Source organism: Microbacterium testaceum (assembly GCF_003075375.1).
GTDB classification, from domain to species: domain Bacteria; phylum Actinomycetota; class Actinomycetes; order Actinomycetales; family Microbacteriaceae; genus Microbacterium; species Microbacterium testaceum_E.
The window spans coordinates 38,837-59,504 of sequence record NZ_QDFT01000019.1; the positions used below are offsets into that span (position 1 = coordinate 38,837).

Consider the following 20,668-nt stretch of genomic DNA (forward strand, 5'->3'; position numbering starts at 1 on the left):
CCGATCCGGGCGCACACGACAAGACCCCAGCCTAGCGATCGCCCTCTCGTCCGCATCGGCAGCGCGCAGTCGCGGGTGGTTCCCGCACGCCGTCGGCGGAGCTGTCGAGGCCCCTCGCACCACGGCACCGCGTGCTAGCGTCGCCGCGGAGGTCCGACCATGAACGCACCGTCCGCTTCGCGGCATCCCTACCTCTCCCCCGACGCCCCGCGGGTGCTCGCGCACCGCGGACTGGTGACCGAGGATGCCGCAGCCCAGGGCGTGGTCGAGAACTCCTTCGCCGCGGTGGCCGAGGCGCACGCCGCCGGTGCCGCCTACGTGGAGTCCGACTGCCACGTGACCGCCGACGGCGAGGTCGTGCTGTTCCACGACGACGACCTGCAACGCGTGGCGGGCGACGCCCGCCGGATCGCGGACGTGCGCCTGCACGAGCTCGAGGAGCTCATGGCCGGCCGTGGCGGCCTCGTCACGCTCGGCCAGGCGCTCGAGGCCTTTCCGGACGTGCGCTTCAACCTGGACGTCAAGGCAGAAGCGGCGGCCGAGGGGGTCGGTCGCCTCGTCGCGCCGCACGCCCACCGCGTGCTCGTGACGAGCTTCTCGGACGAGCGCCGACGGGCCGCCCTCGCGGCGGCGTTCGCGGCGGGAGCCGAGATCCGCCCCGCCACCTCGCCCGGTTCGGCCACCGTGGCGCGCCTGGTAGCCCTCGTCGCGCTGCGGCAGGGGCGGCGCGTCAAGGCGGCGCTCGAGGGGCTCGACGCCCTGCAGGTGCCCGAACGCCAAGGCCCGCTGCCGGTCGCGACCCGCGGGCTCATCCGGGCCGCGCACGCCGCCGGTGTCGAGGTGCACGTGTGGACCGTGAACGACGAGGCCGACATGCAGAGGCTGCTCGATCGGGGCGTCGACGGGCTGGTCACCGACCGCGCCGACACCGCCCTCGCCCTGGTGAACGACCGGCGAACGAGCGCTGACTGAGCATCGTCTGTGAAAGGCGCTCAGACGCGCACGGTTCGAATAAAGCGCACAGGTGCGGACGTTATACATGGGGACCGACGAGAGGACCACACAATGGCAGACCGCAGTCTCCGCGGCATCCGACTCGGCGCCCAGAGCCTCCAGAGCGAAGACGGCGTCGTGTTCCACGACCGTGCACAACACACCTACACCTGCAGCACCTGCGGACGCGACACCGTCCTGACGTTCGCTGCGGACGCCGAGGTCCCCGAGGCCTGGGAGTGCCGCACGTGCGGCGCAGAGGCCCTGCTGCGCATCGGCGACGGCACCGCGACCGTCGACCACTCCGGCGACAAGGCCGCCCGCACGCACTGGGACATGCTCCTGGAGCGTCGCACCATCCCCGAGCTCGAGGAGCTGCTCGAAGAGCGCCTCGCCTTCGTCCGCGCCCGTCGTGGCGCCGGGAACGAGAAGCTCAGCGCCTGACCGACGAGAGTCGAAGACCTGGACGCCGGCCCCGAGGGGCCGGCGTCTTCGTCGTTGCGGGCCGCGTCGGGGGATCGGCGCGTCAACGGGCGACGCCCGCGCAGCGCCTGCGGAGCCGGCTCAGCGCGCCGCGCGTCGACGCCCGCGCACCGCGGCGAGCACACCCGCCGCGAGCAGACCGGCCAGGCTCCCCCACCCGAGCACGATCTTGATCGCGGGCCCGAGGACGACGGCGGGGGTCAGTCCCGTGCGCAGCGGCACGTCGGTGAGCATGTGCCCCGCCGTGTCGATGGGCAGGGCGTCGAGCGTGGCGCCGTCGGGGGCGATGACCTGGCTCGTCCCCACCGTCGACAGGTTCACCACCGACCGCCCGGTCTCGATCGCGCGCATCTGCGCGAAGGCGAGCTGCTGCAGGTTCTCGTCGGTTCCGCGGAAGTCGGCGTTGTTCGTCTGGAACATGTAGACCTCGGCGCCGGCGTCGGCGCCGTCCCACACGACGTCGTCGTAGATGACGTCGAAGCAGATCGCCAGGCCCACGCCCACGCCGTCCAGATCGATCAGCGGGCTCGCCGTGCCCGGGGTGTACTCGCGGCCGATCAGGCCGATGAGGTCGGGGGCGAACGGTTCCCAGAACGCCCGGTCGGGAACGTATTCGCCGAAGGGGACGGGATGCCGCTTGTCGTACGTCGACCCCGCCTGCCCCTCGGGCGTCCACAGCAGCGACGAGTTGAACAGCTCGCTCCCCCGCTCGGTCACCGCCGAGATGAGCAGCGGCGCGTCGACGCGGCGCGACAGCTCCTGCAGCACGGCCGAGGTCGACGCGTTCGCGGTGGGGTCGGAGTCGACGCCCCCCTCGGGCCAGAGCAGCACGTCCATGCGCTGCCCGAAGAGCGGGGCGGATGCCGTCAGCTGCGCGTTCAGCACGGCTCCGCGCGTCTTCTGGTCGAAGTAGCCCGCGGGCCCGTTGCCCTGCACGGCGCCGACGCGCAGCGACCCCGCGTCGGCGGTGGGGAACTGCGGCACGACCAGCAGCACGATGAGCAGCACGGCCGCGGGGATCGCCCCGGTCGCGCGCCGGAAGGCGCCCCCGCGCACGACCTCGACGAGCAGCGCGCACAGGAGCACGACGAGGAACGACAGCCCCGACATGCCGACCCACGAGGCGACCTCGGCGAACGGACCGTTGACCTGCGAGACCCCGATGCGCCCCCACGGGAACCCGCCGTAGGGCCACGACCCGACGATCTGCTCGCGCAGCGTCCACAGCCCCGCCACCAGAGCGGGCAGCAGCACCAGGCGCCCCGCGCGCCCGGGGGCGACGCGTGGCATCCACCGGTACGCCAGGGCGATCGGCACCGCGAACACGGCCGTCAGCAGCGACTCGAGCACCGACAGCGCCGCCCACGGGACGGGTCCGAGATAGCGCGCCGTGAAGAGCAGGTTGACCGAGAAGAAGGCCAACCCGAACAGCAGCCCGATCAGCACCGCAGACCAGAAGCGCCGCCCCACCAGCACCACGAGGGCCAGGACCGTCGCCGGGAACGCCATCGGCCACCACGCCAGGGCTGGATACGCGGTCACCATCAGCAGACCCGCCACGACCGACAGGGGAGCCGCGAAAGCGAGCCGCACCAGCGGGCGCCCCGCCGGCACCACGGGCGTGCGGTCCGCGGCGGTGGTCACTCCGCCGCTCATGCCGACGTGTACGCGACGATGCCGCGGCGCACGGCATCCAGGGCCGTCCGCGCGGTCTTGGCCAGCTTGGGCTCGGCGACGAGCGAGATCTGATCGAGAAGATCGATGGTCTGCTTGGCCCAGCGGACGAAGTCGCCCGCCGCCATGTCGGCGAGCGTCAGCACCGTGTCCAGCGGCAGACCGCGGGCCCAGGCGTGCATCGCGGGCGCCAGTCCCGGCGCCGGCGACTCCGAACCGGGCAGGCGGTGGTCGCGCTCGAGGTCGTCGAGCTCCTGCCAGAGGGTGTGCGTGGCGTCCAGGGCGCCGCGGAAAGCCCCGCGCGGAAGACCGCGCTCCCCCGGTCCGGCCTCGTCGCGCCGCGGCTCGTACACCAGGCAGCACGCCAGCGCCGCGAGCGAGGGGGCGTCCAGCGCCTCCCACAGGCCCTGCCGCAGCGACTCGGCCACGAGCAGATCCCGTTCGCCGTAGATGCGACGCATCGTGCGACCGGCGCGGGTGAGCACCGTGGTGCCGTCGTCTTCGATCGCCACGTACTCCAGCGTCGCCAGCACCTCGACGACCCGGTCGAACACGCGCGCGACCGTTCCGGTGCGCTGGTCGATCTGCTGGCGGGTCTTGTCGGTGGTGCGCTTGAGCTTCCAGTACCGCTCCGCCCAGCGCGCGTGCGCCTCGCGGTCGGGGCAGTTGTGGCAAGGATGCCGCTGCATCCGCTTGCGGAGCGACTGGATCTGCTGCTGCCGCTCGTCGCGCAGGCGGCGCGGGGCCGTGGCGTCGCGACGGTTGATCTTCTCGAGGTCGCTCAGCTCGCGCCGGATCGTGGAGTACTCGCGGAAGTCCCCGCGATCGCACGTCATGGCCTGCTCGTACCCGGCGAGGGACTCCTCGGCATCCTTCACCTGACGAGCGAGACCGACCACGGAGCGGTCGGCCTGGAACTGCGCGAACGAGGACTCGAGGATCTCGCGCGCGCGGCCGCGGCCGAACTGGTCGATCAGGTTCACGGCCATGTTGTACGTGGGCCGGAAGCTCGAGTTGAGCGGGTAGGTGCGGCGCGAGGCGAGGGCGGCCACGGATTGCGGGTCGAGGCCCTCGGTGAACTGGACGACCGCGTGGCCCTCGACGTCGATGCCGCGGCGGCCGGCGCGGCCGGTGAGCTGGGTGTACTCCCCGGACGTGATGGCGACGCGCGCCTCGCCGTTGAACTTCTCGAGCTTCTCGAGCACGACGGTGCGCGCGGGCATGTTGATGCCCAGGGCGAGGGTTTCGGTGGCGAAGACGACCTTGACGAGCTTGCGGCGGAACAGCTCCTCGACGACCTCTTTGAAGGCCGGCAGCAGTCCCGCGTGGTGCGCCGCGACGCCCCTCTCGAGGTTGTCGCGCCACTCCCAGAAGTGCAGGATCGCCAGATCCTCGTCTTTGAGGGTGAAGGTCATCTCGTCGACGATCTGACGGATGTCCTCGCGCTCCTCGGCCGAGGTCAGCCGCACGTTGGCACGTCGTAGCTGCTGCACCGCCGCGTCGCACCCGGCGCGACTGAAGATGAAGAAGATGGCCGGGAGCAGGTGGCTGCGCTGCAGCAGCTCGACGACTTCGGGCCGGTCGATGCGCTCGATGCGCGGGCCGTGCGAGGCGCGGACGGGCTTGTGGCCACCGCGTCGCTGGTGGGCGTGGCGCGGGCCGCCGGCGTGCCGTTGCGAGCGGTACTCCTGGGCGCGGCGGTTGTTGTCGTACCCGCCGGCGTTGCCACCGCGGATGCGCAGCAGTTCTTGATTGACCTGCGCGGTCGCCACCCCCGCGCGGTCGTCGAAGAGCGGCAGCAGGTCACCGCGCACGAGCACGTGCTGCTCGAGCGGCACGGGCCTGGTCTCGGACACGATCACCTCGGTGTCGCCCCGCACGGTGTCGAGCCAATCGCCGAACTCCTCGGCGTTCGACACGGTCGCCGACAGCGACACGAGCTTGACCGAGGGCGGCAGGTGGATGATGACCTCTTCCCACACCGCACCGCGGAAGCGGTCGGCCAGGTAGTGCACCTCGTCCATCACCACGAACCGCAGTCCGCGCAGCGCCGGCGAATCGGCGTAGAGCATGTTGCGCAGGACCTCGGTGGTCATCACGACGATGCGCGCCGAGGCGTTGATGTTCGTGTCGCCGGTGAGCAGTCCGACCTCGTCGTCGCCGTAGACCTCTTGCAGCTCGTGGAACTTCTGGTTCGACAGCGCCTTGATGGGCGTGGTGTAGAACGCCTTGTCACCCGGCTCGAGCATCGCCAGGTGGATCGCGAACTCGCCGACGATGGTCTTGCCGGCGCCGGTGGGCGCGGCCACGAGCACGCTCCGCCCGTCCTCGAGGGCATGGCATCCGGCGATCTGGAACTCGTCGAGCTCGAACCGCTGCATCTCGGCGAAGTCGGCCGTGTGCGGGTGCGACGTGCGGGCACGGGCGCGGGCGAAACGCTCCGCGGGACTCGGGGAGCTCACGCGATGGGCCCCGAGGGCATCTCCGACGCGGCCGCCTGACGCGCGCGACGGCGGTCGAACAGCATCGACACCCCGGCCGCGGCGAAGAAGAGCACCACCAGGATGCCGGCGAGCATCACCATGCTGACGATGTCGGCCGCCGGGGTGGCCAGGGCGGCGAACACGGTCGCGATGAGGATGGCCACGCGCCAGCCCTTCAGGATCGCCATGCCGCTCATGACGCCCGCGACGTTCAGCGCGACCAGGAACACCGGCAGCACGAACGAGACGCCCACGACGATGAGCAGCTTGAAGACGAAGTCGTAGTAGTCGGTGGCGTTGTAGAAGTTGACGCCGCCGTCGGGGGTGAAGCCCCACATGAGTTCGATCACGTGGGGGACGATCAGCAGGCCCACCCAGCAGCCGACGAAGAACAGCGGCACCGCGGATGCCACGAACCCGACGGTGTAGCGGATCTCTTTGCGCGTGAGCCCGGGCATGATGAACGCCCAGATCTGCCAGAGCCACACCGGCGCCGACAGGAAGATGCCGATCGAGAAGGCGATGCGCATGCGCAGGTCGAACGCCGAGGTCACCGACGTGAAGTTGAGCGCCGAGAAGTCGTCTCCTCGCCGCGCGGCGATCTCGCGGATCGGCTCGGTGATGAGGTGGATGATCGGGTCGGTGATGATGAACGCGATCACCATGCCGACGATGAGCGCCGCGGCCGCGATCATCAGGCGCTTGCGCAGCTCGACGAGATGCGCGCCGATGGACATGCGCTTGTCGCGCCGCGGCCCCTCGGGCACGTCGATGCGCGGCGGCCCTGCCGTCGCCACGGCTTAGACGGTGGGGTCGGTCGACCTGCGCGGTTCGGGCGCGGCGGTCGACGCGGTGCCGGGCTCGGTGGGGCGCGGCGACTCGGAGGACTGCGCGGCGACCTCGTCGTCGCGCTTCATCTCCTTCATCTCGCTCTTGAACACGCGAGCGGACTGCCCCATGCTCTTGGCGAGCGCGGGGAGCTTGGCGGCACCGAACAGCAGCAGGATGACCGCGAGGACGACCAGAAGGTGCCATCCGGTGAGGTTGCCGAGCATGAGGACTCCTCGTCGTTGTCGGGAGACTTCAGTCTAACCCGCGTGCCTCCCCCACGCTCCGGCGCGCGGATCGGTGGGCGAATCCTCAGCCGACGTCGGTGTACTGGGCGAGACCGGCGGCGGCCCACGCGGCCGCGGCGCGTCGCGCCCCCCGGGGCTCGAGCAGCTCGACCTCGCCGCCGCGGCGCGCGGCCAGGCGTTTGAGGCTCTGCTCGTCGGCGAGGCGCAGGGAGGCCACGGCGGTGCCGTCGCCCTCGGTCTCGACCTCGGCGCGTTCGAGGTAGTCCGACAGCAGCGGAGCGACCGCGACGGGGAAGCGGAAGCGCGCGACGACCTCGTCGTCGCTCGGTGCGAACAGCTCGGGCACCGGGTCGGTGCCGTGGACCGCGGCGATGGCGGTCAGCGCAGGATCGCTCACCCGGTCGAGGTGGAAGGTGCGGACCGCCTGACGCAGGTGGTCCCACCCCTGCAGGTACCACTGGTCGTCGGCGATGTGCACCTTGATCGGGTCGACCGTGCGGGTCGCGGGGGCCGCCCCCGGCGCGCGGTAGGTGAAGGTGACCGCGACCCGCTCGCGCAGGGCGCGGTCGACGACGTCGCGCACCCCGTCGACCGGGCCCGGGGCGACGATCACGGCCGGCGGAGCCGCAGCCGCGCCGCGCGCGAGCTTCTCGAGCAGGCCGGTCACGAGCGGGCTGTCGCCGAAGCGCGGCAGACTGCGCGCGAGCTGCAGGCCGGCCAGCAGGGCCGCCGCCTCACGCGCGGTCAGGCGCGGAGAGCGCTCGAGCCCCACGGTGTTGGTGATGGCGATGACGTCGTCGCGGTCGAGCAGATCCCAGTCGATGTCGAACAGGTCGTGCGGCAGCTGCCAATAGCCCCGCTCCCCCGGCAGGCCGATGACGGTCAGACGCTCGACCATCGCGCGCATCTCGGCGGGCGCCACGTCGAAGTCGGCGGCCGCCTCGGTCACCGAGACCTCGCCCTTGCCGAGCAGGTAGGGCACCAGCTGCAGCAGCAGCGCGGCCCGGTCGAGAGCGGCGACGGGTCGTTCGTTTCCCGCCGTCTTCGGAGGGATGCCGGGGATCTCGGCGCTCACGCGACGCCCCCGTGGACGGCGACCGTGGCCCGCAGACGCCGCACGACCTCGTCGCGCAGGTCATCGGGCGCGACGACGCGCACCTCGGGGCCGTACGAGGCGAGCTCGTCGGCGAAGACGTGCAGGTCGACGTACGGCACGAGCAGGCCCTGCGGCGCCTGCTGCGCGCGGCGCGCGAGCCGCAGCGACGCCTCGGTGCCGGGGTGCACCTCGAGCAGCGCCCGTTGCCGGTCGGCGACGGCGCGCAGTCCCGCGAGGGCCCGGTCGCCGGCGCCCTCGCGCAGGGCGGGCGCGAATTTCTCGCGGCGCAGGGTGACGTCGCCGACGATGCGCGAGAGCAGGAAGGTGCGCTCGGCATCCATGTTCAGATCGAAACCGAACACGTGCCAGCGCGCTTCGTACTCGACGAGCGCGAGAGGCCGCACGCGTCGCTCGCGCGGCTGCGCCTCACCCGGACGCAGGTACACGAAGGTCACGACGCGGCACTCCTCGATCGCGCGCTGGAGCGCGGCGAACGAGGCGTCGCGGACGCGGATGCGCGGCGCGTAGCCGATGATGGGCTCGTCGACGGGGATGCCGAGGGCCCGGATCTTGCGCAGGCCGCTGCGCGCGTCGGTCGAGAGCGATTCGCTGCCCCAGACGCCGCCGGCGACGTTGAGCAGCGCGATCTCGGCGGGACTGAACGAGATGTCGTCCGGCAGGGCGTACTCGGCCGTGGGAACGCGATAGCGCGCCTCGCGCAGATCGTCGGGATCGGCGCGATTGCCGATCGTCTCGATGGGCACCCCCAGACCGCGGAGGTTCTCTTTGTCGCGCTCGAACATCTTCTCGAGCGCATCCTTGGACGCGCCCGCCTCGAGTTGCTCGCGATAGCCCGTGACCGACGAGAGGATCGTGTCCTTGGTCAGGCCCTGCTCGGTCGCCATGAGCGCGACGACGAGGTTCACCAGTCGCTCCTCGGGAGCGCTTCGGGACGCGGTGGCGGGCACCCGCCCATCCTAGGCCGGGGTGGAGCCCACCCCGCGGACGAGCACGCCACCGCCGGGAGCGGCGGACCTGGGCTCAGCCGAAGAGGCCGGACCGTCGGACGGAACCGCCGGGACTCAGCCGACGACGCCGAGGATGTCGACGACGTACGCCAGAGCGGTGTCGGCCGGGGCCTGCAGCGCCTGCTGGTCGGCCTGGGTCTGGTCGGCGGGGACGACGACCAGCACCTGCGAGCCCACCGTCTGACCCTCGATCGCCGAGGCGAGCGCCGGAGGCAGGGCCGAGACGGTGGCCTGGCCGGGCGAGCCGTTCTTCCACGTCGAGGCGAACGTGGTCTTGGCACCCCACGCGACGCCCTGCACGTGGATGACCACCGAGGAGTCGGCGGTGACGACGTCGCCGTCGCCCTTCTTGATCGTCTGCGAGCGCTGCTCGGTGGGGGCGTCGCCGGCGGGGATGACGATGCCGGGCTGGCCGTCGGGGGCCCGGACGACCGAGGGCATGCCCGAGTCGGCGTTGTACTGGTCGGCACCGTCGGCCGCGGGCAGGAAGACCTTGCGCACGTCGAACACGAACACCGCGCCGTCGCCCTCGTTCACGCCGAGCGCCTGCGCGCCCTGGGCGCCGAGGTCGGAGCCGGGGATGGCCACGGCGACGCGCGAGCCCTCGGCGACGCAGTCCAGCAGGGGGGCGATGGAGGGGATCGCCTGCGTCAGGCGCGGCAGCGGCGTCGCGGTCGCCTCGTCGCCGTAGGGCGTGGCGACGAGCTGCTCGCCCGTCGCGGCGTCGAGGACCGTGACGTCAACGAGCGCCAGCTGCTTCTCGCTCGTGATGCGCTGCCCGTCACCCGCGATGAGGGTCTGCGTGCCCGCCTGCTGCGGGACGAACGGCGATCGCACCGACACCGTGGGCGCGGAGCCGAAGTCGCCCGTGGCGTCGACCACCGAGGCGATCGAGCTGTCGGTGGGCGTCGGGCACGACGAGGCGGCGGATGCCGAGCACCCGACGAGGCCCATTCCGGCCAGAGCGGTCACGGCAACGAGAGCGGGGAGTCTGCGCACCGGAACAGTTTAGGTGCACTCGCTGTGCGCTCCCGCCGCGCGGGCTATGACGCCGGGTCGTCCTCGGGGCGCGCCGCGGCCCCGGCGACGGACTGGCGCACGCCTTCGGCCGACTTCTGCGCCTCGCGCACGCGCTTGCGCAGGTTCTTGTCGGTGATCTCGCGATCGCCCACGGCGCCCGGGGTCCACAGCTCCACGTCCTCGTCGCCGTAGCTCGACTTCGACGCGCGACGCTTGACCTCGGGCGGGATCGCCCCGGGCGCCAGGCGTCGCGCCGTGATGAGGAAGCCCGTGTGCGCGACCATGCGGTGATCGGGGCGCACGGCGAGTCCCTCGACGTGCCACCCGCGCACCATGGTCTCGCTGGCATCCGGTTCGGTGAACAGCCCCGTCGCGCGGATGTACTCGGCGACGCGGCTCAGCTGCGTGGCGGTGGCGATGTAGCAGAGCACCACGCCGCCGGGCGTGAGCGCGTCGGCCACGGCGTCGATGCACTCCCAGGGCGCCAGCATGTCGAGCACGACACGGTCGACGGATGCCGGGGCCACGGCATCCGGCAGGCTCTCGACGAGGTCGCCGACGACGACCTGCCACGTCGCGGGCTGCTCGCCGTGGAAGGTCTCGACGTTCGCGCGGGCCACGTCGGCGAACTCCTCGCGACGCTCGAACGACAGCAGACGACCGCTCGGACCGATCGCGCGCAGCAGCCACAGCGACAGGGCTCCCGAGCCGACACCGGCCTCGACGACCGTCGCCCCCGGGAAGACGTCGGCCTGCGCGAGGATCTGCGCGGCGTCCTTGGGGTAGACGATCGCCGCCCCGCGCGGCATCGACATGACGAAGTCGCGCAGCAGCGGGCGCACGGCCAGGTAGTCGTGACCGGAGCTGTTCGTCACGACGCTGCCGTCGGGCTGGTCCACGAGGAGGGAGTGCTTGAGTACGCCGTTGTGGGTGTGGAGTTCACCGCCCTCGCGCAGCGTGATCGTGTGCATACGGCCCTTGGGGCCGGTCAGCTGGACGCGGTCGCCGATGCGGAAGGGGCCGCTCAGGTGGGGGGTCTCGCTCATCGGGTGACCTGTGTCTCGTCGATACGGGCGGAAGCGTGCAGCGCACGCAGGTCTGCGGTGGTGCGTCCCTCGAGGCTCGGCCAGAGGGCGTGGGCGCCGACGCCCTCGAGCGGCACCATGAGAGGAACCCCGAGAGAGACCGCGCCGCTGGCGATCGCCGAGCGCAGTCCGTTCGGGCTGTCTTCGATCGCGACGGCGTCGCGGATGTCGACACCCAGCTCGCGCGCCGCCTGCAGGTACGGGTCGGGGTGCGGCTTGGGCTTGTCGACGTCGTCGCCGGCGACCACCAGGTCGAAGGCGGGGAAGTCGATCAGATCGGCGACCGACAGCGCCATGCGGCGCATCGACATCGTCACCAGCGCCGTCTTGACGCCGTGGGCACGCAGGTCGGCCAGCAGCTCGCGCGCACCGGGGCGGAAGGGCACGCCCGTCACGGCGAGCTGGCGCAGCACCTCGTCGGTCAGGTGCGCGATGATCTCGTCGACTCCCCACGGCACGCCCGCGTTCTGCAGCAGGCGGGCGGAGTCCTCAAGGGCGAGTCCCACCATGCCGAGCGCCTGCTCGTGGGACCAGCTGCCCCCGAAGCGCTCCACGAGCGGAACCTCGGCGGCCATCCAGTAGGGCTCGGTGTCGACGAGGGTGCCGTCCATGTCCCAGAGGACGGCGGCGGGGGCGGGGGAAGTCATCGGTCCATCCTATTCGGGGGCGTCGGTCCGCCCCGCCCGGGCCCGGGGCGCTCCGGCCGCGCATTCCCGGGTGCGCCTATCCTGGAGGTCAGCCCCGACGGGGCAGAGGAGGTTGCGTGGACGCACTGGGTCGCCGGATCATCGTCGCCGCTTTCGACGGCTGGAACGACGCCGGAGAAGCCGCGTCGGCGGCAGCGTCCATGCTGCGCGCCGACGTCGAGTACGAGGTCGTCCACACCGTCGATCCGGAGCTGTACTTCGACTACCAGTACACGCGCCCGCAGGTGGGTGTGGATGCCGAGGGCCGCCGCACCCTGACCTGGCCCGAGGCGCGACTGCTGCGCCCCGTCGTGCGCAGCGATGACGCCGAGATCTGGCTGCTCGTCGGCGTCGAACCCGCCCGCGCCTGGCAGGCCTTCGCCGCCGAGTTCATCGACGTCGCCCTGCGCGAGGACGTCTCGGGTTTCGTCGCCCTCGGCTCGATGATGTCGGACGTTCCGCACACGCGCCCCATCTCGGTCTTCGCCGGCAGCGACAACGACGCCGTCCGTCAGTCCCTGGGCCTCGAGCGCAGTCTGTACGAGGGGCCCGTCGGCATCCTGAGCGCGATCGGCTACGCGGCCGAGCAGGTCGGCATCCCCACCGCGAGCCTGTGGGCCAGCGTTCCCCACTACGTCGCCGGCCACACCCCTTCGCCCAAGGCCACCCTCGCGCTGCTCGACAAGCTCGAGACCATCACCGGCATCGCGGTGCCGCGCGGTGAACTGGATGCCGAGGCCCGGCAGTGGGAGGCCTCGATCGACGCGGCCGCCGCCGACGACGAGGAGATGAGCGACTACATCCGTCAGCTCGAGCAGACCCGCGACACGTGGGATTCGCCCGAGGCGTCCGGAGACGCCATCGCCCAGGAGTTCGAGCGCTACCTGCGCCGCGGCGGCGACGGCCCCGCGAAGCCCGGGCGGGACGACCCGCCCCGCCGCTGAACTCCTCGGAGACCCGGTCCCTTCGACAGGCTCAGGAACCTCCGGCGCCCTGGAACACGTGACGGCGCCATCCCCGCAGGGACGGCGCCGTCACGGCATCCATGGATCAGCCGGCGATGATCGTCGACTCCGCCGGCACGACGCCCGTCAGCAGCAGGACGATGATGACCAGGCCGAGCACCACGCGGTAGACCACGAACGGCAGGAAGCTGCCGCGCTTGAGGTACTGCATGAGGAACGCGATCACCAGGTAGCCGACGACGAATGCGATGATCGTCGCGATGGCCGTCTCGCCCAGGCTGTAGGGGCCGGTGCCCTCGTCGAAGCTCTTGTAGAGCTCGAACAGACCGCTCGCGAAGACCGCGGGCACCGCGAGCAGGAACGAGTACTCCGCCGCCGCGGTGCGCTTGTATCCCAGCGCCCGGCCGAGCGTGGTGGTCGCACCCGAGCGCGAGACGCCCGGGACCAGGGCGAGCGCCTGGGCGAAACCGTAGGCGATGCCGTGCGGGTACGTCAGGTCGTCCAGGTCGCGCCGACGGGCGCCGTAGCGGTCGGCGAGACCCAGCAGGATGCCGAAGACGATCAGCACCACCGCGGTGATCCACAGGCTGCGGAAGTTGTCGCGGATGAGACTCTGCAGCAGCACGCCGAGCAGCGCGATCGGGATCGTGCCGATGATGACGAGCCAGCCCATGCGGGCGTCGGGGTCGTTGCGCGGCACCTTGCCGCTCAGCGAGAGGAACCACCGCGAGATGACGCGGGCGATCTTCTTGCGGAAGTAGATCAGCACCGCCAGCTCGGTACCGATCTGGGTGATGGCGGTGAAGGTCGCGCCGGGATCGGTCTGCGACGGCAGGAACTCGCCCACGATGCGCAGGTGGGCGCTGGACGAGATCGGGAGGAATTCGGTGAGGCCCTGAACGAGCCCGAGGATGATGACCTCGAAGATGTGCATGCGGTCCTTCAGTACGTCCGGAGGAGGTCGGCGAGAACACGTCGACCGAACTCGAGCGCGTCGACGGGGACGCGCTCGTCGACACCGTGGAACATCCCGGTGAAGTCGAGATCGGCGGGAAGTCGCAGCGGCGCGAATCCGTAGCCGGAGATACCGAGGGTCGAGAGGGCCTTGTTGTCGGTGCCGCCGCCCATCAGGTACGGAACGACCGGCACACCCGGGTCGTGCCGACCGAGCTGCGCGACCATCGCGTCGACCAGGTCGCCCGAGAACGGCACCTCGAGGCCGATGTCCTGGTGCACGATCTCGATGTCGACCCCGTCGCCGACGATGCGGCGGATGTCGGCGAGGGCGGCCTGCTCGGTGCCCGGCAGCACGCGCACGTCGATGAGCGCCTCGGCCCGGTCGGGGATGACGTTGTGCTTGTACCCGGCGGTCAGCCCCGTGGGGTTCGTCGTGGTGCGCAGGGTGGAACGGATGAAGCTGGATGCCGCGCCGGTGCGCAGGGCGAGCGCGTCGGGATCGCCCGCGTCGTCGCCCGTGATCTCGGCCAGGCCCGCCAGCAGCTTCGACGTGGTGTCGGTCAGGCGGATGGGCCACTCGGTGCGACCGAGGGCGGCCACGGCCTGCGCGAGGCGCGTCACCGCGTTGTCGGGGTGCAGGCCGCTGCCGTGTCCCGCGCGTCCGCGGGCGACGAGCTTGATCCAGATCAGGGCCTTCTCGCCCACCTGCAAGAGGTAGGCGCGGCGGTCGCCGACCGCGATGGAGTAGCCGCCGACCTCGCTGATCGCCTCGGTGGCGCCGGCGAACCACTCCGGTCGGTCCGCGACCACGCGCGCCGAGCCCTCGACGCCGCCGTTCTCCTCGTCGGCGAAGAACGTCACGATCACGTCGCGCTCGGGCTGCTCCCCCGCGCGCAGCACGTCGGCCACGGCGGTGAGGATCATGGCATCCATGTCCTTCATGTCGACGGCTCCGCGGCCCCACAGGATGCCGTCGCGGATCTCGCCGGCGAAGGGGGCGACGCTCCAGTCCTCGGCCACGGCGGGCACGACGTCGAGGTGTCCGTGCAGGATGAGCGCGGGCTTGTCGCGATCGCGCCCGGGGACGCGCGCGCAGACGTTGGTGCGGCGCTCGACGGGCTCGTAGTAGTCGGCGTCGAGACCGAGCTGCTCGAGGTACGCGCCGACGTACTCGGCGGCCTCTCGCTCGCCGTTGGCGCGGCCCCCTCCGTAGTTCGAGGTGTCGAACCGGATGAGGTCGGACGCGATGCGGGCGACCTCGGGGACGTCGGTTTCGCGCTCGGGCATGCGCACTACGGTACCTTCACGCGCGGCGCTCCCCCGCCCCGTGTCGCCCCGCGTCGCCGTGACGGCGGGGCGGGACGCGCCCGGGGTGCTCCGCCGGTTCGAGCGGGCGCCGCCGGCGTGGTAATGTCGTTCCTCGTTGCGAAAGCAGCGATTCACCCAGATGCGCGGGTGGCGGAATAGGTAGACGCGCTAGCTTGAGGTGCTAGTGCCCTTTAACGGGCGTGGGGGTTCAAGTCCCCCCTCGCGCACAGAATGAGAAAGACCCCCGGGGTTCATCCCCGGGGGTCTTTCTCATTGCGGGCGGGAGCGGGAGGATGATGAACCCGTTCTGGGTTGGGCCCACGCCGCCGGAGGCTCCGCGCGCCGCGAAGCGGCGTGTGGAGGGGCGGTGGGGAAAGTCCCCCCTCGCGCACAGAATGAGAAAGACCCCCGGGGTTCATCCCCGGGGGTCTTTTCGTTCCGGCCGGGGTGCGCGAGCCGGCCCGCGGGTCGTGACGCCGCCGAAACACCGGCGTGACACGGTCGGCCTAGCGTCGGAGCGTCCCCGTCAGAACGGATCGCCCGATGGCTCGCTTCCACGTCCCCACGATCGACATCTCCGCCTGGGTCGGCCCGGGTTCGCCCGACGCCCGCGCGGCCGTGGTGGCCGCCGTCGACCATGCCTGCCGCACGGTCGGCTTCCTGCAGGTGGTGGGGCATGGCATCCCGGATGCCGTCATCGGCGACCTCGAGACGGGCCTCGACGCGTTCTTCGCGCTACCGCTGGCCGAGAAGAAGCGCTTCGTGCGGCCGAGCGGCGAGAACCGCGGGTACAGCCCGCCCAAGAGCGAGTCGCTGAGCTACAGCCTGGGGGTGGACCCCGTGACGCGCATGAACGACTTCTTCGAGGCGTTCAACGTGGGCACGTCGTGGCGCGAGTACCCGGGCACCTCGGCGACGGCCGAGGACTACGCCGAGAACACCTGGCCGACCGGGGTCGATGCCTTCGCTCCGGCCGTGCAGACCTACTTCGACGAGGCGCGACGGGTGGCGCAGACGCTCACGCGCATCTTCGCGGCCGCGCTGCGCGTGCCGGACGACTTCTTCGACGACCTGACGGATCACTCGATCGACGTGCTGCGCATGAACAACTACGCCCTGCCGCCCGGATCGATCGAGCTCGGCGCCGAGCTGACCGGCATGGGCGAGCACACCGACTTCGGCCTGGTGACGGTGCTGTGGGCCGACCGGGTGGCCGGGCTGCAGGTGCTCGGGGCGGACGGGTCGTGGAACGACGTGTCGCCCGCCGAGGGCGCGCTGCTGGTCAACCTGGGTGACGTGGCCGCGCGGCTGACGAACGACAAGTGGCTGTCGACACTGCACCGCGTCAAGCCGCCCGTGGTCGACGGCACGATCGAGCGGCGACGCTCGGCGGCGTTCTTCCACGACGGCAACGCGGATGCCGTGATCGCCCCGCTGCCCGGGTTCGTGACGGACGAGGCCCCCGCGCTGTACGAGCCGGTCACCGTCCGCGAGCACATCACGGCCAAGCTCGCCGGCTCGCGCGCCGGTCGGCGCAATGACGCCGCGGTGCGCGAGGCCGCGCGGGTCGTCGCGGCGAGCCGAGGCTGACCGGCGGGACGAGGCGTACCGACGCGGGAGACGCGCCGCACGCACCGTGGCCGCCCGCGTGCCGTCGGCGACTGCGGTCGCCGGTGACGTCACGGAGCCGCCCCTGCGAGAGAGGCGGCTCCGTACGTGCGGCGGGCGTCGGGGGCGGGCGGCGGCGGGCGTCGGCGGGCGTCGGGGGCGGGCGTCAGGCGGCGGACACGCCGAACAGCAGGCCCAGTACGTACGTCACGGCGGCGGCACCGAAGCCGATAGCGAGCTGACGCAGACCGCGCTTGAGCGGCGAGGTGCCCGAGAGCAGACCGACCATCGCACCGGTCGCCATCAGGGCGACGCCCACCAGGGCGAGGGCGAGGGCGACGGCGCCGAAGCCCGACAGGCCGAAGATCCAGGGCAGCACCGGGATGATCGCGCCCGAGGCGAAGAACAGGAAGCTCGAGATCGCCGCGCCCCACGCGCTGCCGACGACCTCGTGCGAGGACTCCCCCGGCGCCGCGGCGGCCGGGGCGGTGCCGGCCTGCGCGGCGGTGACGACCTCGCGGGCCTTGTCGAGCGCCTCGTCGGCGCTCATCCCGCGGGTGCGGTAGACGAGCGCGAGCTCGTTGGCATCCAGGTCCAGGTGGGGCAGGGCGGAGTCGGCGAAGTCGCTCTCTTCGGTCGCCTCGAGCAGCTCGCGCTGGGAGCGCACCGAGACGAACTCCCCCGCCCCCATCGACAGCGCGCCCGCGAGCAGGCCCGCGATGCCGCTGAACAGGACGAAGCTCGGGGCGACGCCCGTGGCGCCGACGCCCATCACGAGCGCGAGGTTCGACACGAGGCCGTCGTTGGCGCCGAACACCGCGGCGCGGAAGGTGCCCGACAGGCGCCGACGGCCGCGGGCGGCCAGACCGCGCACGACCTCGTGGTGCACGCGCTCGTCGGCGGCCATCGCCGCGGTCGCGTAGGGCTCGTCGGCGTAGGGCGAGCGCGCCTCGGCATTCTGGGCCAGCGCGAGGACGAAGATCGAGCCGAAGCGGCGGGCCATCCACGCCAGCAGGCGCGTGCCGATGCCGGGCGAGGGCAAGCGCTTCGGGGTCTCGCCGAGCAGCTCGATCCAGTGCTGCTCGTGGCGGCCCTCGGCGTCGGCGAGGGCGAGCAGGATGTCGCGGTCCTCGCCGGTGCGACGCGAGGCGAGCTCGCGGTACACGCGCGCCTCGGCGCGTTCGTCGACGAGATAGCGCGCCCAGCGACGGCGGTCGCGGGCGGTGGGTGTGGCGAGGTTCGTCACGGGTCTCCTTCAGGTCGTCCCCCACCGTAATGAGGCCGGTCCCCTCCCCCGGGCGCGTCGATCGATACTGACAGCATTTCGGGTCTCCGAACCCCGGAACGACGCGGATGCCACGACTCCCGTGCCAGCATTTCGGCACCGCGAAAGCGGGTCGCGAGGCGGCGGTCGGCGGCGTCGTCGGGGCGGCGGCGGGCGGCTGCGGCGGGGTCGGCGCCGTGCAATGGCGGCGGCGGCGGGCTGCGAGACAGCATCCTGCTGACAAGTCGGTTGCAGGATGTCGCCGAGTTGTCAGCGGCATGCAGTCTCGCGATCACAGCGCGTCGCGGGCCGGGACAGCGCGGGACGCGGGCGGGTCAGGAGCGGACGCGCTTGCGCAGCAGGTCGATACGCGCCTGCAGCTGGGTCACGGTGGCGTGCGACACGGCCGGACCGCCGCACAGGCGACGCAGCTCGGCGTGCACGAGACCGTGCGGCTCGCCGGTCTGGCGGGCGTACAGGCCGACCATGGTGTTCAGCAGCTGCCGCTGCTCTTTGAGGGTGCGGTGCAGGGGACCGGGCAGCCCGCCCTCGTCGACCGAGGGCGGCTCGACGCCGTTCTCCTTCTCGCTCGCCTCGCGCGAGGAGCGGTGGCGCGACTGCCGCGTCGCCCGCGACATCAGCACCTCGTGCACCTGCTCGGGCTCGAGAAGACCCGGGATGCCGAGGAACTCCTCTTCTTCGATGGTCCCGGGCACGGCGAGCTGACCGAACTCCTGCCCGTCGAACATCACGCGGTCGAAGTGCGCGAGCGAGCCGAGCGCCTGATACTCGAACTCCTGCTCGAGTGCGTCGGACGCCTTGTCCTCGCGCTCGGCGGCATCCATCATGTCTTCTTCGGCGTTCCACTGGTCGTCCGCGTCGCTGTCGCGGTCGAGCGCGTGCTCGCGCTGCGCCTCCATCTCGCCGGCGAGGGCGAGAAGCTGCGGGACGTTGGGGAGGAACACGCTCGCCGTCTCACCCCGGCGGCGGGCGCGGACGAAGCGGCCGATGGCCTGCGCGAAGAACAGGGGGGTCGAGGCGCTCGTGGCGTAGACGCCGACGGCGAGGCGCGGGACGTCCACGCCCTCGGACACCATGCGCACGGCCACCATCCAGCGCGTCGTCCCCTTCGAGAACGTCTCGATGCGACCCGATGCCTCGGCCTCGTCCGAGAGCACGACGGTGACCTTCTCTCCGCTGATGTCCTCGAGGATGGCGGCGTAAGCGCGCGCGGCGGTCTGGTCGGTCGCGATGACCAGGCCCCCGGCATCCGGGACCGTCTCGCGCACCTCGGTGAGGCGGCGATCCGCGGAGCGCAGGACCGCGGGGATCCAGTCGCCGTTCGGGTCGAGCGCCGTGCGCCAGGCCTGCGAGGTGATGTCCTTGGTGTTGTCCTGGCCGAGCTGGGCCTCCATCTCTTCGCCGGCCTTGGTGCGCCAGCGCATCTGGCCGGCGTAGACGAGGAAGAAGACGGGCCGCACCACACCGTCCTCGAGAGCGCGCTTGTAGCCGTACGCGTAGTCGGTGCGCGAGAGGCGGATGCCCTTGGCGTTGGGGTGGTACTCCACGAAGGGGATCGGCGCGGTGTCGCTGCGGAACGGCGTGCCCGACAGCAGCAGGCGCCGGGTGGCGCGGTTGTACGCCTCGCGCAGCGCGTCGCCCCAGCTGAGCGCGTCGCCGCCGTGGTGCACCTCGTCGAGGATGACCAAGGTTCTGGCATCCATCGTCAGTCGCTGGTGGACCTCGGCCTTGACCGCGACCTGGGCGTACGTGACGGCCACGCCGTGATACTGCCGCGAGGGCGTGGCGTGGCGGTTCGAGAAGAAGGGATCGAGACGGATGCCGACCCGCGCGGCCGCCTCGGCCCACTGGGTCTTGAGGTGCTCGGTGGGGGCGACCACGACGATGCGGTCCACGACGCGGCGGCGCATGAGCTCGGACGCGAGGCGGAGGGCGAAGGTCGTCTTCCCGGCGCCGGGGGTGGCGGCCGCGAGGAAGTCGCGAGGGCCCTTGCCGACGCCGTCCGGGCCGTCCGAGCCGAAGTACTGATCGAGCGCCTCGGCCTGCCAGGCGCGCAGGCGCTGGGCCGTTCCCCACGGCGCGCGCTGCGGGAAGGACGGCGACAGGTGTTCGGCGGCGAACGACCCGAAGTGGGGCTCGGTGCCGTCGAGGGCGCCGTCGAACGCCGGGTCGGGGGTCGAGCCCGGCACGGGTGCGTCGGCGACGGGGGCGGTGGCGTGCGCGGGGTCGATCGAGGCGGATGCCGGGGCGGTGGCGTGGCGGGACGCGGCCGGGGGTGCGGCGGAGGGCGCTTCGGGCGTCGGATCGTGGGTCGGCGCAGGACCGGGACTGGCGACCGGACCGGGGCTTGCCACGGGGCCGGGGCTGGCGACCGGACCAGGACTTGCGACGGGGCCGGGGCTCGCGACCGAGCCGGGGCGCGCGGCCGGGCCGGGGCGCGCGGCCGGGCCGGGACTCGCGACCGAGCCGGGGCGCGCGGCCGGGCCGGGACTCGCGATGCGCGGCGCCGGGGGCGCGGCCGGGCCGGGACTCGCGAGGCGCGGCGCCGGGGGCGCGGCATCCGCGTGGGAGAGGTTCGGGGTGCGGGCTTCTTCTTCCAGCATCGAACCTCCATCCCTCGCGAGCGCGAACATCCACGATAGGCGACCGCGGAGTCCGCCACGCCCGGGCGGGGGATGGATCACTCTCCCAACCGTGGATAAACGCTGTTCGTGCCGAGAAACGCGGCGACGGGGCGTTTATCGGCACGAACGGCGTTTATGCGCGTGCCGCCGCGGGGCGTCCCGCGTGATGCCGTCGCGGGCGACCCGCGCCGGGCCGTGGCAGGGAGTGCCGCGCCGGGCTATCCCGCGCCGGGCCGTGGCGGGGCGTCCCGCGGCCGGGCCGTGGCGGGGCGTCCCGCGGCCGGGCCGTGGCGGGGC

Annotated in this window: 17 protein-coding genes and 1 tRNA gene; 5 read left to right on the top strand and 13 right to left on the bottom strand. The window is 72.2% G+C overall.

What is annotated here, in order from left to right; translation table 11 throughout:
• Nucleotides 1–159 precede the first annotated feature (159 nt).
• Nucleotides 160–972 (top strand): glycerophosphodiester phosphodiesterase family protein, encoded by an 813-nt coding sequence (locus DC432_RS09215; RefSeq protein ID WP_116537641.1) that lies wholly within the window; start codon nucleotides 160–162, stop codon nucleotides 970–972.
• A 93-nt stretch (nucleotides 973–1,065) separates the two neighbouring features.
• Entirely contained in the window at nucleotides 1,066–1,437 is a 372-nt protein-coding gene (locus DC432_RS09220) for an RNA polymerase-binding protein RbpA (protein ID WP_108319929.1), read from the top strand.
• Nucleotides 1,438–1,557: 120 nt separating this feature from the next.
• Here the strand turns inward: DC432_RS09220 and lnt are convergent, their stop codons facing one another.
• The 9 genes from lnt to DC432_RS09265 form a co-directional block, all read right to left on the bottom strand.
• Nucleotides 1,558–3,132, bottom strand: coding sequence for an apolipoprotein N-acyltransferase (gene lnt, locus DC432_RS09225; RefSeq protein ID WP_207770788.1), 1,575 nt, complete (start codon nucleotides 3,130–3,132; stop codon nucleotides 1,558–1,560).
• Complete coding sequence (locus DC432_RS09230) at nucleotides 3,129–5,612, bottom strand: DEAD/DEAH box helicase (protein WP_116537642.1); 2,484 nt, start codon at nucleotides 5,610–5,612, stop codon at nucleotides 3,129–3,131. The genes lnt and DC432_RS09230 overlap by 4 nt, the downstream gene beginning before the upstream one ends.
• Complete coding sequence (tatC, locus tag DC432_RS09235) at nucleotides 5,609–6,370, bottom strand: twin-arginine translocase subunit TatC (protein ID WP_116537660.1); 762 nt, start codon at nucleotides 6,368–6,370, stop codon at nucleotides 5,609–5,611. The genes DC432_RS09230 and tatC overlap by 4 nt, the downstream gene beginning before the upstream one ends.
• Before the next feature lie 63 nt (nucleotides 6,371–6,433).
• Nucleotides 6,434–6,688 carry a Sec-independent protein translocase subunit TatA gene (gene tatA, locus DC432_RS09240; protein WP_108319931.1) on the bottom strand — a complete coding sequence of 85 codons (255 nt, stop codon included), beginning with the start codon at nucleotides 6,686–6,688 and terminating at the stop codon, nucleotides 6,434–6,436.
• Nucleotides 6,689–6,773: 85 nt separating this feature from the next.
• On the bottom strand, nucleotides 6,774–7,784 hold the full coding sequence (locus DC432_RS09245) for a helix-turn-helix transcriptional regulator (RefSeq protein ID WP_243393085.1): 1,011 nt from the start codon (nucleotides 7,782–7,784) through the stop codon (nucleotides 6,774–6,776).
• On the bottom strand, nucleotides 7,781–8,773 hold the full coding sequence (locus DC432_RS09250) for a helix-turn-helix transcriptional regulator (RefSeq protein WP_116537643.1): 993 nt from the start codon (nucleotides 8,771–8,773) through the stop codon (nucleotides 7,781–7,783). Before DC432_RS09250 ends, DC432_RS09245 begins: the two co-directional genes overlap by 4 nt.
• Nucleotides 8,774–8,887: 114 nt before the next feature.
• Nucleotides 8,888–9,832, bottom strand: a complete 945-nt coding sequence (locus tag DC432_RS09255; RefSeq protein ID WP_133177908.1) for an FKBP-type peptidyl-prolyl cis-trans isomerase — start codon at nucleotides 9,830–9,832, stop codon at nucleotides 8,888–8,890.
• Between the two features lie 44 nt (nucleotides 9,833–9,876).
• Nucleotides 9,877–10,899 carry a tRNA (adenine-N1)-methyltransferase gene (locus DC432_RS09260; RefSeq protein WP_116537645.1) on the bottom strand — a complete coding sequence of 341 codons (1,023 nt, stop codon included), beginning with the start codon at nucleotides 10,897–10,899 and terminating at the stop codon, nucleotides 9,877–9,879.
• On the bottom strand, nucleotides 10,896–11,585 hold the full coding sequence (locus tag DC432_RS09265) for an HAD family hydrolase (RefSeq protein ID WP_116537646.1): 690 nt from the start codon (nucleotides 11,583–11,585) through the stop codon (nucleotides 10,896–10,898). The genes DC432_RS09260 and DC432_RS09265 overlap by 4 nt, the downstream gene beginning before the upstream one ends.
• A gap of 116 nt (nucleotides 11,586–11,701) precedes the next feature.
• Between DC432_RS09265 and DC432_RS09270 the strand changes: the two genes are divergently transcribed.
• Nucleotides 11,702–12,568 (top strand): PAC2 family protein, encoded by an 867-nt coding sequence (locus tag DC432_RS09270; RefSeq protein WP_116537647.1) that lies wholly within the window; start codon nucleotides 11,702–11,704, stop codon nucleotides 12,566–12,568.
• A 106-nt stretch (nucleotides 12,569–12,674) separates the two neighbouring features.
• On the opposite strand, the gene DC432_RS09275 is transcribed toward DC432_RS09270, so the two are convergent.
• Nucleotides 12,675–13,523, bottom strand: coding sequence for an undecaprenyl-diphosphate phosphatase (locus DC432_RS09275; protein WP_116537648.1), 849 nt, complete (start codon nucleotides 13,521–13,523; stop codon nucleotides 12,675–12,677).
• A gap of 8 nt (nucleotides 13,524–13,531) precedes the next feature.
• On the bottom strand, nucleotides 13,532–14,833 hold the full coding sequence (locus DC432_RS09280) for a M20/M25/M40 family metallo-hydrolase (protein ID WP_116537662.1): 1,302 nt from the start codon (nucleotides 14,831–14,833) through the stop codon (nucleotides 13,532–13,534).
• A gap of 162 nt (nucleotides 14,834–14,995) precedes the next feature.
• Here DC432_RS09280 and DC432_RS09285 point away from each other — a divergent pair.
• Nucleotides 14,996–15,081, top strand: a tRNA-Leu gene (locus tag DC432_RS09285).
• Nucleotides 15,082–15,397: 316 nt separating this feature from the next.
• On the top strand, nucleotides 15,398–16,444 hold the full coding sequence (locus DC432_RS09290) for an isopenicillin N synthase family dioxygenase (RefSeq protein ID WP_116537649.1): 1,047 nt from the start codon (nucleotides 15,398–15,400) through the stop codon (nucleotides 16,442–16,444).
• A 184-nt stretch (nucleotides 16,445–16,628) separates the two neighbouring features.
• On the opposite strand, the gene DC432_RS09295 is transcribed toward DC432_RS09290, so the two are convergent.
• Both DC432_RS09295 and DC432_RS09300 read right to left on the bottom strand, forming a co-directional pair.
• The gene (locus tag DC432_RS09295; RefSeq protein ID WP_116537650.1) at nucleotides 16,629–17,708 is read right to left on the bottom strand and encodes a VIT1/CCC1 transporter family protein; all 1,080 of its coding nucleotides are present in this window, start codon (nucleotides 17,706–17,708) and stop codon (nucleotides 16,629–16,631) included.
• 353 nt (nucleotides 17,709–18,061) lie between these two features.
• Nucleotides 18,062–19,936 carry a DEAD/DEAH box helicase gene (locus DC432_RS09300; protein WP_108318249.1) on the bottom strand — a complete coding sequence of 625 codons (1,875 nt, stop codon included), beginning with the start codon at nucleotides 19,934–19,936 and terminating at the stop codon, nucleotides 18,062–18,064.
• Between the last annotated feature and the right edge of the window lie 732 nt (nucleotides 19,937–20,668).